Here is a 13,417-nt window from a genome sequence, read left to right as displayed (position 1 = left end):
TCAGACGGCGTCCACCAAGCCCCAGTCCAGGGCGGTCGGCACGTCGATGGTGCGACCGGAGAGCACCAGATACGCGGTGCGCCAACGTCCGATCCGCCGTGTGACGCTGACCGTGCCACCCGCACCGGGGATCAGCCCTAAGCTGAGCTCCGGTAGGCCGAACACCGAATCTCGCTGCGCCACCACATATCCGCAGAATGCGGCCATCTCCAGCCCGCTTCCCAGCACCTGTCCGTGCACCTGTGCCCGACATGACCGCCCGAGCCGGCTGGTCAGCTCGTCGAGCACCATGGCCGGGCTGTGTCTAGTGCGGGCCAGGTGGGCGCTGGCCGGGTCGGCAAAGCTGCCGAATTCGGCGAGGTCACCGCCACTGCAGAACGACGGACCGTTACCGTTCAGCACCACGGCAGCTACCGACGTATCCAATTGAGCAACGGCCAGCGCCTCGAGTAGCGCCCCCCGCATGTCGGTGGAGAACGCGTTGTGCCGTGCCGGCCGGTTGAAGGTGACCCGGAGTACATCGCCATCTCGTTGTGCCACAACCGGGTCGGCGGTGGTCGGCGACTGAGCTGGGCCGCGTTCGGATAGCCAGCGCGCGAACTCCGGGCCGGCCTGCAGTGTCGAGTAGGCCAGCGACTCGGTGACCAATCCGGCCGCCGTCGGCCCCGCCGGGTCCAGGCTGCGCAGCACGTCATCGCAGACCGCGCCGGCCTGCGGCCACCGTTCATACCGCTGGGCGAGTTCGGTCAACGCCTGCGGCACCGAAGCCACGGTAACGACCCGCCGATCAGGGCAAGGTCTCTCGCTCAATGTGAAAGTTGCTGCCTCAAGCCAAAATTCATCGACCAACGGCCCGTACGCCACGATCACGCCGGGCGGCCACGCCACGTCGATATCCGGCGGGTTGGACAAGTCGACCACCCGGAACATCGGTCACACCGAATACTTCTCGACCAGCTCGTTCTTGTAGAGCTTGCCGGTATCGGTGCGCGGCAACGCCTTTTCGAACGCGATGGAGCGAGGACACTTGAAGTGGGACAGCTTTTCGCGCAACCAGGCCAGCAACTCCTCGCCGAACGCGTCGGTGGCGTCGTCGGGGTCGACGGTCTGCACCGCCGCCATCACCCGCTGACCCATCTCGTCGTCCGGGACGCCGAAGACCGCAGCGTCCATCACTTTTGGATGAGTGACAAGCAGGTTCTCGGTCTCCTGGGGATAGATGTTCACCCCGCCGGAGATAATCATGTGATGGCGACGGTCGGTCAGGTACAGATAGCCTTCCTCGTCGAGGTAGCCGATGTCGCCGACGGTCATCCACCCGTGTTTGTCGCGCGATGACGCGGTCTTGGACGGGTCGTTGAGGTACTCGAACGAGTATCCGCCTTCGAAGTAGATCTCGCCCGGCTGGCCCGGCGGCAGTTCGTTGCCGTCCTCGTCGAGGATGTGTAAGGCGCCCATCATGGGCCTGCCCACCGAGCCCGGATGTGCCAGCCATTCTTCGGCGGTGATCAGTGTCGAGCCGATCGCCTCCGAGGACGCGTAGTACTCGTCAACGATCGGCCCCCACCAGTCGATCATCTGCTTCTTAATCTGCACCGGACAGGGGGCCGCGGCGTGCATGACCCGCTTCAGGGTGGACAGGTCGTATGAATCACGCACCGCATCAGGCAGTTTCAGCATCCGCACGAACATGGCCGGCACGAACTGGCCGTGTGTCACGCCGTAGCTCTGGATTGCGCGCAGTGTCCCTTCGGCGTCGAATTTCTCCATCACCACGGTGGTGAGACCGGCGGCCTGCACGGTCATCGACCACACCGAGGGCGCGGTGTGGTACAGCGGCGCCGGGCTCAGGTACACCGTCGAAGGGTCCATCCAGAAACCGACCAGCGCCGACATCATGCCCGGCGCGTCTTCCGGTGGGACGTGCGGCAATTCGCGCTTGATGCCCTTCGGTCGGCCGGTGGTTCCCGACGAATACTGCAGCAGATCACCCTCGATCTCATCATCGATCGGCGTATCTGGTTGCCCGGCAACGCATTCCGGGTAGCGCTGCCAACCCTGAAGCGAACCGTCCGCGATCAGCAGCAGCTGCGGCAGCCCGCCGGGCAAGTGCTCGCCCAGGCCGGCGCAGACATCGCGCAGCGCCTGGGACCCGACGATGGCCTTGGCGTTGCTGTTGTCGACGATGTAGGCCGCTTCGGCTGCGGTCAGATGGGTGTTGATCGGCACGTAGTACAGCCCGCTGCGCCGCGCCGCCCACATCACCGCGTGGATGTGCTCGTTGTTCTCCATCAGGATCGCGACGGCATCGCCCTCGGTTAAGCCCGCCCGACGAAAGAAATGCGCCAGCCGGTTGGCACGAGCCTCCAGGTCTCCGAACGTCACCACCGTGCCCGAGGGGTACAGGATAACCGCGGGCTTGTCGGGGTGCGCCACGGCGTGCGAGCGGATCTGCATGGCTGAACTCTACGATGCCCGGATTTGACGGGTGTCTCGCGCCGCTACGCGAACTAGCTCCGCGCAAGGACGCGCACGGTGCGCCCGACCAGCTCCGGCGACTCCTCGATGCGGGCGAACGGCGCCCGCAGCGTCGGCAACACGTGGCGACGGTTCACCACCAACGCGACCACCGCCACCACGGCATAGACGGCGCTCAGCACCAGCCGGCCCTCGGTCGAGGTGATCGGGAACTGCGCGACGAACAACGCCAACAACGTCCACGCCGTGTAGCGGTGGAATCGCAGTGCCAGGATCAGCGCCACACCCATCATGGTCTGGGTCGCGGTCAGCAGCATCTCCTCGACCTGCCGGCCGTCCAGCACCAGGCTGGTTCCGCCGCCGCCGGCCAGGTGGGCGATCGGCAGCGATCCCATCAGCAGCGTCCACTGGTTGACTTTCGACGAGATCAGCGTCGCGATGGCCGCGGTGCCCTTGCCGCGGGCGGCGAAGATGATGGCGATCACGAACTCCGGCGCCTCCGAGGCCAGCGGAGCCAGCCACTGCACCAGCAGGAACCGGTCGATGCCCAGTTGGTCACCCGCGGCGATCATGCTCTCGGCGAACGGTTGCGCGGAGGCCAGAATTACCGCGGCGGCGAAGGCGAACATGGTGCCGACGACGATCAGGCGTGCCCGGCGCGGCAGGGTGCCCAGCGCTGCGGCAGTGCCGATCAGCTCCGGCTCCTCGACCTCCCCGCGGGTCAGTTTGTAGAGGTAGAACCCGAACCAGCCCAGCAGCGCGATGCCGAGGGTCAGGTGGATGCGGCCGGTTAGGGGGACGAGGAATGCGACCACGCCGGCGATCAGCAGGAACCCGAGCTCGATGCGGTTGCCGCGCTCGAGGGTGATGCCGTCGGCCTTGCGCACGATCCGGCGCGCCACCCACAGTCCGACCAGCACCACGACCGGCCAGCCAAGTCCCATCAGCAGTCGGTTCGACCCGGTCATGTTGGCAGCCGCGTACTGGGTGTAGGCGGCGTTGTGCCCGGCGGTGTAGGCGTAGTAGAGGTCGACGGCGTATTCCGGCAGCACGGCAATCAGGGCGAGCACTGCGATGGCGAGCCCTCCCGACACGTCGATCTGTGCGGCCTCGGCCGCCCAGGCGAGTAGAAAGCTGGCGGCGACGACGGCTGCGCCGTAGCTGACCAGGGACACCACTGGTGCCGGGTGCAGTCCAGCGATGCGCGCTACCAGTGCGGGGGTGATGAACAGCAGGGTGATGAGCAGGGAACGGATCAGTGTGTGCGCGGCCGTCCGGGTTCGGCGGCGGTCGGCGAGCGGGGCCATGTCCGGTGGATCCTCCCGGTTTGGCGATCCGGGTCCGTCGGCGCGCGGCGAGACCTCGGACCGACGATGTTGCTGTGTCGGCCGAAGGTCTCGCTCGCCGGAAAACCATTCCGGTGGATGACCGGGCACCTCAGCCGAAGCCGAAATCGCCAGTATGTCGACCATCCGCAAGTCGCCGGCTCTGCGCGGCGATCTGGAACTACTCCCCTTCGCTGCGTTTGAGGCTAACCCGGTTCTCAGGTGTTGGCAACTTAGAACCGCTATCGGTTTTGTAAGTAGGCTCACCTTAGATTCGCAGTTCAAAGGCACTGATTGACGAGTTTGGTCGCCCAAAGAATATTATTTGGCAAAGCTGATTATGCTGCGGAGGCCCAGCCGCGCGCCACAAACTCCCCCAACGCAAAGCACCCGCTTCCCAAGCCGGAAGCGGGTGCTTTGCGTCAGCGTGTGCGACCTAGTCGGCCTGCGACAGCCGCTCCTTGAGCGCGTCGAACTCATCCTTGACGCCGGTCGGCAGCTTCTCGCCGACGAACTCCAGCCACTCCTCGATCAGCGGCAGCTCCTCGCGCCACTCCTCGGTGTTGACGGCCAGCGCTGCGGCCACATCGGCGGCGTCGACATCCAGTCCATCGAGGTCCATGTCCTCGGCGGACGGGACTGTTCCGATCGGGGTGGTCCGGCCGCCGGCCCGGTGCTCGATGCGGTCCACGATCCACTTGAGCACCCGGCTGTTCTCGCCGAAGCCCGGCCAGAGGAAGCGGCCGTCGTCGCCGCGGCGGAACCAGTTGACGAAGAAGATCTTCGGCAGCTTGGACTCGTCGGCCTGCTTGCCCAGGTCGATCCAGTGGCCCAGGTAGTCGCCGACGTTGTAGCCCAGGAACGGCAGCATCGCCATCGGGTCGCGACGCACGTTGCCGACCTTGCCCTCGGCCGCGGCGGTCTGCTCGCTGCCCAGGGTGGCGCCGATGAACACGCCGTGCTGCCAGTCGCGGGCCTCGGTGACCAGCGGCACCGTCGTCTTGCGGCGACCGCCGAACAGGATGCCCGAGATGGGCACGCCCTGCGGGTCGTCCCACTCGGGGGCCAGGATCGGGCACTGCGACATCGGGGTGCAATAGCGGGAATTGGGGTGCGCGGCCTTCTCACCCGACTCGGGCGTCCAGTCGCGACCCTTCCAGTCGATCAGGTGCTGCGGGTCGCCTTCCAGGCCCTCCCACCACACGTCGCCGTCGTCGGTCAGCGCGACGTTAGTGAAGACCGTGTTGCCGCCCTCGATGGTCTTCATCGCGTTGGGGTTGGAGCTCCAGTTGGTGCCCGGTGCCACTCCGAAGAAACCGAACTCAGGGTTGACCGCGTAGAGCCGGCCATCCTTGCCGAACCGCATCCAGGCGATGTCGTCACCGAGGGTCTCGGCGCGCCAGCCCGGAATTGTCGGCTGCAACATCGCCAAGTTGGTCTTGCCACACGCCGACGGGAACGCCGCGGCGAAGTAGTACGCCTTGTTCTCTGGGGAGATCAGCTTGAGGATCAGCATGTGCTCGGCCAGCCAGCCCTCGTCGTGGGCCATCGCCGAGGCGATCCGCAGCGAGTAGCACTTCTTACCCAGCAGCGCGTTGCCGCCGTAGCCCGACCCGTAGCTCCAGATCTCGCGGGTCTCGGGGAAGTGGGTGATGTACTTGGTCTCGTTGCACGGCCACGGCACGTCCTTCTGGCCGTCCTCCAACGGAGCACCCACCGAGTGCAGCGCCTTGACGAAAAATCCGTCGTCACCGATCTTGTCCAGCGCGGCCTTGCCCATCCGGGTCATGGTGCGCATGGACACTACGACGTATTCGGAGTCGGTGATCTCCACGCCCAGCTTCGGGTCTTCGGCACCCAGCGGACCCATGCAGAACGGCACCACGTACATGGTGCGACCGCGCATACACCCGCGGTAGAGGTCCGTCATCAGCTCCCGCATCTCAGCCGGGTCGTACCAGTTGTTGGTCGGACCAGCGTCGACTTCGCGCTCGGAGCAGATGAAGGTCCGCGACTCCACCCGGGCGACATCGGACGGGTCGGACAGCGCCAGGAAGGAGTTCTTGTGCTTGTCCTCGTTGAGGCGCTGGAACGTACCCGCCTCGACCAGTTGCTCGGAGAGCCGCTTGAACTCCTCGTCGGAGCCGTCGGTGAACACCACCCGATCGGGCTGGGTGAGCTCAGCAACCTCCTCGACCCAGGACAGCAGCCCCTTGTGTTTCGTGGGTGCGGTATCCAAGCCGGGAATGGTTGCTGAGGTCATCGAACTCTCCTGAATTCTGCTGCTACGTAAACGGCGGTTGTCGGTTTGTTCTGGTCCCGTAGGCACGAACGCATGTGGCTGCTCACAGCGATGGCCCTTTGTTACAGGTTATCGCGCATCACTTGTGGGGGAAGTCCTGGGCAGGTATAAGACTGCTCACAAGACCGATTCAGAAGATCAAAAACTGTTGCTACCTGCGTCTGAATGTGGGGCGATCGGCGCGCTGCTGGGATCGCCGAGTTCTGCGCGCACCGCGTCCAGCGCGGCCTGGATCGTCGGCATCTCCCGGTCCCGCGCGGCGGCGGCCCGCGCGGCGGCCAGGGCGTGCTCGCGCAGTTCACCGTCGATCCGGCTGACCTTGTCGTTTACCCGGGCGTTCTCCACTTCGTCGTGGGCCGTCACCTCGGTGCTCAGCAACGACTCGGCGACCACCACCCGGCTGGCCACCGTTTGCTCGAGCACCGATCGCAGCGACGACGTCGCCTCCCCCACCCAGCGGTCCAGCGCCGCCCGATCGCCCAGCAAGGTGCGGATGTGCACCACCCAGGCGGCCATCGCCAATCCCAGCGCAGCGCACCCGGCGATTCCGGCGGCCATCAGGCCGGGGTGTAGCCGCGGTGCCAGACCGGCAACCACCCGGCTCAGCGTCAACGCGACACCGAGCCCGAACGCCACACCGAACACCATCAACAACCTGGTCTCCAACCGCCGCGACTTCAGTTGCGCGGCCGGCAGCGACACCGTCGGCCGCTCGGCGGCGGGCAGCTCCAGGGGTACGCCAACGTGTCGGGCGACCTCGACGAGGTCGCTGTCCACGCCGGCGGCCACCTCGCCGGCGACCCCCTCAAGGCGGCGGCGTACCTCCGCCTCGAACCCGGCCATGGCACGGCGCGGCAAACCCGCGATGTCCTCCTGCAGTTCGGTGCGCACCGACGAGCACCGGTTGCGGGCGAAGTAGGACAACTGGACCCGGGCCTGCTGAATCTGGCCGCGCAGCATGATCGAGCGCTCGCTCCTGGATTGTCGGCGCTGCCGCAACGCGGCGCTGCGTTCCTCGCGAAGCGAGTCCACTCGCGCCCGTCGCCCGGCACCGTCGGCGTCGCGATCGAAGCGTTGCGCGGCCTTCTGCAGCCGCGACTCCCACGCCCGCAACCGGTTGCGCCGCGCAGTGTCAGAGTCGGCGAGCTGCCCCTGCACCGCCGCTATCAGGTCGTCAACCTGCGGGGGGCCCACCTCCGGCGCCGCGGCGGCACCCACCCAGGGCACCCGGGCGTACCGCGGCGCATGCCGGGCCAGCTTGGCCTCGTCGTCGGCCAGCACGTCGCGCCAGGCGTAGTGCACGTCGATCTTGGCGACTACGGCCACTACCACGTCGGTGTTCTCGGCGGCGGCGTCCAGCAGGGAGCAGTCGGAATCGGTCAGTGGTGCGGCCGCGGACACCACGAAAACCACCGCCTTGGGTGCGGCACCGGGTTCGAGTTCGGTGGACTCCACGAAGTTGTGTTGGGGTAGCCGTTGCCGCAGCGCGGTGGCCACCGCGGTCACCCCGGCCAGCCACGGACCGGCGACTAGCACCACCTCCCGGCGATTGACCACGGGTGCCGCCAACTTCGGCGCGATGGAGGCGACCAGGGCGTCGACCCTGCCGGCCGCATCTTCGGGCCTCACTTGGACACCGCGCGCATCGGGGTCGCGACGGTCTGCGCCCACAGCCGAAGCGATCCTCGAACTATGTCGGCCGCGCAGGTGCGCTGCAGCTCACCGAGCGGTGCGCGGCGCCGCCAGTGCAACGCGCGCCGCAGCGGCTCGTCGGGGCCCGCGTCCAGCCCGCAGGCGTCGACGAAGTCCAGGGCGGTCGCCATCCGCGCCGCTACCGTGTCGTCGCGGGACAGGAACGCATCGACCCTTTCGTCGGACACCGCGAGGGCCTCCAGCTCCCCGACGGCCTGCAGCATCCGCCGGTAGCGCACCTCGGCGCCGGCGGTCAGCAATTGCTGCAGCACGGCGTCGATGCCGCTGACTCGTCGCCACAGCGCCCTGATCTGCGCCGGTGCGGCGTCGCGGCGCAGCGCGGTCACCGTCAGCGCAATACCGAACAGGTCGAGCACCTGCAGCAACCGGTCTCGTGCCGACGACGGCACCACTAACGGTGCAGTCCGGAAACCGTCGAAGGAGCCGTCCAACCCGGTCAACGCGCCGGGGTCGGCAGCCAACGATTGCAGGTCCGCCCAGCACTGCGCATCAACGTCGTCTAGCGCTGCCACCGCCAGCAACCCGCTCATCGCCACCACCGGCACCCCGAGTATCTCGGCGAACCGGGCGCACCACGGGTCCGACGTGCCGCCGCCGGCCAGTAGCACGTCAGCTTTGTTCAGCACGGCCAGGCAGGGACGCAAGGTCCCCGCGTCCTCCGGTTTGACCGCCTCGGCGAACACGTGGACGTCCAGGTCGGCCGCGCCTGCCCCCGTTTTTACCCGGATATCCGCAGCTGCGGACTCGAGTGCGCGGCCGACGGTGCTGCAGCCCACACCCGGGCGTCCGCGGACTGCCACCACGACCGGGGCCGCGAGCCGCTCGGCGATGTCCGCGATCCGCTGGTCAGCGGCCTGCTGGGCGAATGATGTCAGCTCATCGACGAAAATCGGTGTCCCCTATCCCTTGCTGCACAGCCCTCAACAGCTCCCACCGAATGGTGGCATTGTCGCTGTCAGGCCGCGAGCCGGTGCCCTGTGTTACCAGCAGAAGGCAACTGTTGGGTATCAATCTGGACCAGAGGCGGCTACATACCCGGTTCATGGGCCACCATGGACAAATGCATGCGCAACCCGGGGTGGGGTTACGGCCCGACGCGCCCTGGGGTTATCTGCCAGCCAGCAGTTTCCGCTCGCGGCGCTCCGCGCTGTCCGACGCTCAGCGAGAGACCTGGGAACGCCTGTTTCCGCAGCTCGGCCGCCAAGTCGACGACGACGAGCCGCTGGACACGCGCGCCTGGTTCGGCCGGGACGCGCAGCTGGTGGTGGAGATCGGTTGTGGCAGCGGCACGTCGACGCTGGCGATGGCGCAGGCCGAGCCCGACATCGATGTGATCGCCGTGGAAATCTACCGGCGGGGCCTGGCACAGCTGCTGTGCGCCATCGACAACGCGGGGGTCACCAATATCCGATTGATCCGCGGCAATGGGGTCGATGTACTGCAAGACCTGATCGCACCAGCGTCATTGACCGGCGTCCGGATCTTCTTCCCCGACCCCTGGCCCAAGGCCCGCCACCACAAACGTCGGCTGCTCCAGACGGGCACGGTTTCCCTGATCGCGGACCGGCTACTCCCTGGTGGTGTGCTGCACGCAGCGACCGATCATCCTGGCTACGCCGAACACATTGCGCTGGTCGGCGACTCCGAGCCACGGCTGGTGCGTGTTGATCCAGGCGCCGAAGCGCTGCCGATCTCGGTGACTCGTCCCACCACTAAGTACGAGACGAAGGCCCAAGCAGCGGGCAGCAGCGTCTGCGAGTTCGTATGGAAGAAGCGCGAATACTGATGAGCCTGACTGAAACGAAAGATCTGACGACCCAACCGTCAGAAGCCCTGGCCCGCCCGATGCTGGCGGCAGGTGATTTGACGCAGGAGGGACTCGCCGGGTTCACCTCCCCGGTTCAACAGCCAGTGAAGCGTGCGCTACTGGTGTGGGACGCCCCCAACCTTGATATGGGGCTGGGCTCCATCCTGGGCCGCCGGCCGACCGGGGTGGAACGGCCCCGGTTCGACGCGCTGGGCCGCTGGCTGCTGGCCCGCACCACCGAGGTGGCGTCGGAGATATCGGACGAGCCCGAGGTCCGGATCGAGCCGGAAGCCACCGTCTTCACCAACATCGCCCCTGGTAGCGCCGAGGTAGTCCGCCCGTGGGTGGACGCGTTGCGCAACGTCGGCTTCGCGGTGTTCGCCAAACCCAAGATCGATGAGGACAGCGACGTCGATCGCGACATGCTCGAACACATCGCACTGCGGTATCGGGAAGGTCTGGCGGCGCTGATGGTGGCGTCCGCCGATGGTCAGGCGTTCCGGTTGCCGCTCGAGGAGGTGGCGCGTGGCGGAACCCCTGTTCAAGTGCTTGGATTTCGTGAACACGCTAGTTGGGCGCTAGCGTCGGATAGCTTGGAGTTCGTCGACCTGGAGGACATCGCGGGTGTTTTCCGGGAGCCACTGCCGCGGATCGGCCTGGATTCGCTACCTGAGCAGGGAGCATGGCTGCAGCCATTCCGGCCGCTGTCCTCGCTGTTGACCTCGCGGGTATAGAGCGAGAGTCGGTGAAAATCGAAGAGCAGTGCAGATCAATGCATGGGTCGTTACAGATCCGGTAAGGAGCTTACGTGTTCGCCTGGTGGGGTCGAACTGTGTACCGATTCCGGTACATCGTAATCGGGGTCACGGTGGCGTTGTGCCTGGCCGGCGGCATTTTCGGGCTCAGCCTCGGTAAGCATGTTACGCAAAGCGGCTTCTACGACGACGGCAGTCAGTCGGTCAAGGCGTCGGTCCTGGGCGACAAGGTCTACGGTCGCGACCGAACCGGCCACATCGTGGCCATCTTTAAAGCGCCCGACGGCAAGACGGTCACCGACCCGGCCTGGTCGAAGAAGATCACCGACGAACTCAATCAGTTCGTCGCTGACCACCCCAAGCAGGTGCTCGGCTGGGCCGGCTACCTGCGCGCACCCGACAGCACCAGCTCGGTCATCAAGGGCATGGCCACCGACGACAAGCGCTACACGTTCGTCTCCATTCCGCTCAAGGGTGACGACGACGACACCATCCTGACCAACTACAAAGACATCGAACCGGCCCTGCAGAAGTTGGATGGCGGCACCGTTCAGCTCGCCGGCCTGCAACCGATCGCCAGCGCGCTGACTGGCACCATCGCCACCGACCAGCGCCGCATGGAGGTGTTGGCCCTGCCGATGGTCGCGGTGGTGTTGTTCCTGGTCTTCGGCGGCGCGGTCGCCGCCTGCCTCCCGGTCATGGTCGGCGGTCTGAGCATTGCCGGCTCGACGGGCATCCTGCGATTGATCGCAATGTTCGGCCCGGTGCACTTCTTCGCCCAGCCCGTCGTTTCGCTGATCGGTCTGGGAATTGCGGTGGACTACGGGCTATTCGTGGTCAGTCGGTTCCGAGAAGAGATCGCTGAGGGCTACGACACCGAGGCGGCGGTCAGACGCACGGTGATGACGGCCGGGCGCACTGTGGTGTTCTCGGCGGTGCTGATCGCGGCGTCGGGAGCCAGCCTGCTGCTGTTGCCGCAGGGTTTCGTGAAGTCGCTGACCTATGCTCTGATCACGGCTGTTTCACTGGCCGCGATCCTGTCCATCACCCTGCTGCCGGCCTGCCTGGGTGTGCTGGGTAAGCACGTGGACGCGCTGGGCGTGCGGACCGCGTTCCGGGTTCCGTTCCTGCGGAACTGGAAGGTGTCGCGGGCCTACCTGAACTGGCTGGCCGACCGGCTGCAGAAGACCAAGACGCGCGAAGAGGTCGAGGCCGGCTTCTGGGGCAAGCTGACGAACTTCGTGATGAAGCGCCCGCTGGCGTTCGCCGTCCCGATTGCCGTCGGCATGATCCTGCTGTGGATACCGCTGGGCAACATGTCACTGGGCGGTATGAGCGAGAAGTATCTGCCGCCGGATAACGCGGCGCGCCAGGCCCAGGAGCACTTCGACAAGCTGTTCCCCGGCTACCGCACCAACCCGCTAACGCTGGTGATTCAGTCGACCAACCATCAACCGGTGACCGATCAGCAGGTCGCCGACGTTCGCGCCAAGGCCATGTCGATCACCGGTTTCATTGAGCAGGACAACAATCCGGCCAATATGTGGCAAGAACGGTCTCAGGCACCGGGCGCCTCGAAGGATCCGTCGGTGCGGGTGCTGCAGAACGCGCTGACCAACCCCGCTGATTCGGCCAAAAAGCTGGCCGAGCTGCGGTCGATCACGCCGCCCAAGGGCATCAACATATATGTGGGCGGTACGCCCGCGCTGGAACAGGACTCGATTCACAGCCTGGTGGATAAGGCGCCACTGATGGTGATCGTGCTGATCACCACCACCATGTTGTTGATGTTCCTGGCGTTCGGATCGGTGGTGCTGCCGATCAAGGCGGCCGTCATGAGTGTGCTGACGCTGGGGTCCACGATGGGCATCCTGACCTGGATATTCATCGAGGGACACGGCGCGGGGCTATTGAATTTCACACCTACGCCGCTAATGGTGGTGATCATCGCGCTGGTGGTTGCAGTCGGCTACGGCCTGGCCACCGACTACGAGGTGTTCTTAGTTTCTCGAATGGTCGAGGCCCGTGAGAACGGGATGTCCACCCAGGAATCGATCCGGATCGGTACCGCCACCACTGGGCGGTTGATCACGGCCGCCGCGCTGGTTCTGGCGGTTGTCGCCGGATCGTTCGTGTTCTCCGACCTGGTGATGATGAAATACCTGGCGTTCGGGTTGATGGCGGCGCTGCTGCTGGACGCCACTGTGGTCCGGATGTTCCTGGTGCCGTCGGTGATGAAGCTGCTCGGCGACGACTGCTGGTGGGCGCCACGCTGGATGCGACGCCTGCAGACCCGCATCGGGCTGGGCGAGATCCAGCTGCCCGACGAGCGCAAACGCCCGGCGAGCAAGGCGCGGCCGCCGGTGACTGCCGGCTTGGTGGCCGCGACCCCGCGGGCGCCGCACGATCCTACGCACCCTGCGCCCCTGCCCCGCCCGGCCGCTCGGCCCGAGCTCGGCGCCGCCTCCAACGGGCCCGCCGCCGCTCCGCAGGTGCCGGTCCGGGCTCAGCCGCCGAGCCAGCCGGCGGACGCCCCGACCACGCGTTTGTCCAAGCCGCAGAGTGGTCCGTCTCGCAATGGGCCGGCGCCTGCAGTGCCCGCACGCCCGACCACGCCGATGCGGGCCCCAGCACCCAAGACCGCGACGACACCACCGCCGTCGGCGGGCGAGACGAACAAGATGCCTGCCGCGGGCGGTCGGGCGACCGCCAGACCTGAGCCGGGCGATCCTGCCGACAAGACCGCTGCGCTGCCGGCCCAGCGACCTGAGGAGAACGACTCCGACACCGCTACCGAGAAGCTCAACGCACGCGGTATCCAGGATGAGAGCGCGGTGGATCCCGGGCGACGTCGACGTACCGGTGGCGGCGGGCTGTCCGCTCAGGATCTGCTGCGCCGCGAGGGCCGTCGGATCTAAGCTTTCGCCCTGGCCGGCGAGCGCCCCCAAAATGCCGCTCCAAGCCGCATTTTGACGCACATACGAGGTCGCTCGCGCCGAGAGCTAGCGGGCTCGGGCTGTTAGATAGGCGCTCGCGC

Annotated in this window: 9 protein-coding genes; 3 read left to right on the top strand and 6 right to left on the bottom strand. The window is 66.5% G+C overall.

Going from position 1 to position 13,417, the window contains the following annotated elements; genetic code table 11:
• The 6 genes from H0P51_RS02610 to H0P51_RS02585 form a co-directional block, all read right to left on the bottom strand.
• Positions 1-930, bottom strand: a complete 930-nt coding sequence (locus H0P51_RS02610) for an enoyl-CoA hydratase/isomerase family protein (protein WP_180916507.1) — start codon at positions 928-930, stop codon at positions 1-3.
• A gap of 3 nt (positions 931-933) precedes the next feature.
• Positions 934-2,457, bottom strand: coding sequence for a fatty-acid--CoA ligase FadD4 (gene fadD4 / locus H0P51_RS02605; RefSeq protein ID WP_180916506.1), 1,524 nt, complete (start codon positions 2,455-2,457; stop codon positions 934-936).
• 53 nt (positions 2,458-2,510) lie between these two features.
• Positions 2,511-3,785: a sodium:proton exchanger gene (locus H0P51_RS02600; protein WP_180916505.1), complete on the bottom strand. Its 1,275-nt coding sequence runs from the start codon at positions 3,783-3,785 to the stop codon at positions 2,511-2,513.
• A gap of 454 nt (positions 3,786-4,239) precedes the next feature.
• Positions 4,240-6,066 carry a phosphoenolpyruvate carboxykinase (GTP) gene (locus H0P51_RS02595; protein ID WP_180916504.1) on the bottom strand — a complete coding sequence of 609 codons (1,827 nt, stop codon included), beginning with the start codon at positions 6,064-6,066 and terminating at the stop codon, positions 4,240-4,242.
• A 177-nt stretch (positions 6,067-6,243) separates the two neighbouring features.
• Positions 6,244-7,734, bottom strand: a complete 1,491-nt coding sequence (locus tag H0P51_RS02590; RefSeq protein ID WP_180916503.1) for a hypothetical protein — start codon at positions 7,732-7,734, stop codon at positions 6,244-6,246.
• Positions 7,731-8,708: a hypothetical protein gene (locus tag H0P51_RS02585; RefSeq protein WP_180918693.1), complete on the bottom strand. Its 978-nt coding sequence runs from the start codon at positions 8,706-8,708 to the stop codon at positions 7,731-7,733. The genes H0P51_RS02590 and H0P51_RS02585 overlap by 4 nt, the downstream gene beginning before the upstream one ends.
• Positions 8,709-8,860: 152 nt before the next feature.
• On the opposite strand from H0P51_RS02585, the gene trmB reads away from it, so the two are divergent.
• The 3 genes from trmB to mmpL3 all read left to right on the top strand — a co-directional run bounded on the left by trmB (position 8,861) and on the right by mmpL3 (position 13,298).
• The gene (gene trmB / locus H0P51_RS02580) at positions 8,861-9,604 is read left to right on the top strand and encodes a tRNA (guanosine(46)-N7)-methyltransferase TrmB (protein ID WP_180918692.1); all 744 of its coding nucleotides are present in this window, start codon (positions 8,861-8,863) and stop codon (positions 9,602-9,604) included.
• On the top strand, positions 9,604-10,359 hold the full coding sequence (locus H0P51_RS02575) for an NYN domain-containing protein (protein ID WP_180916502.1): 756 nt from the start codon (positions 9,604-9,606) through the stop codon (positions 10,357-10,359). Before trmB ends, H0P51_RS02575 begins: the two co-directional genes overlap by 1 nt.
• Before the next feature lie 74 nt (positions 10,360-10,433).
• Positions 10,434-13,298, top strand: a complete 2,865-nt coding sequence (mmpL3, locus tag H0P51_RS02570; protein ID WP_180916501.1) for a trehalose monomycolate exporter MmpL3 — start codon at positions 10,434-10,436, stop codon at positions 13,296-13,298.
• Positions 13,299-13,417: the final 119 nt, after the last annotated feature.

Origin of the sequence: Mycobacterium vicinigordonae, assembly GCF_013466425.1 — a bacterium.
Lineage (GTDB): Bacteria > Actinomycetota > Actinomycetes > Mycobacteriales > Mycobacteriaceae > Mycobacterium > Mycobacterium vicinigordonae.
Note: the sequence above shows the minus strand (reverse complement) of the source record. Positions and strands in the feature narration are given on the sequence as shown.

What these genes read in the sequence shown, in the direction of transcription:
- H0P51_RS02610 (WP_180916507.1), bottom strand. Translation starts at nt 930, where the DNA reads ATGTTCCGGGTGGTCGACTTGTCCAACCCGCCGGATATCGACGTGGCG.
- fadD4 (WP_180916506.1), bottom strand. Translation starts at nt 2,457, where the DNA reads ATGCAGATCCGCTCGCACGCCGTGGCGCACCCCGACAAGCCCGCGGTT.
- H0P51_RS02600 (WP_180916505.1), bottom strand. Translation starts at nt 3,785, where the DNA reads ATGGCCCCGCTCGCCGACCGCCGCCGAACCCGGACGGCCGCGCACACA.
- H0P51_RS02595 (WP_180916504.1), bottom strand. Translation starts at nt 6,066, where the DNA reads ATGACCTCAGCAACCATTCCCGGCTTGGATACCGCACCCACGAAACAC.
- trmB (WP_180918692.1), top strand. Translation starts at nt 8,861, where the DNA reads ATGGGCCACCATGGACAAATGCATGCGCAACCCGGGGTGGGGTTACGG.
- H0P51_RS02575 (WP_180916502.1), top strand. Translation starts at nt 9,604, where the DNA reads ATGAGCCTGACTGAAACGAAAGATCTGACGACCCAACCGTCAGAAGCC.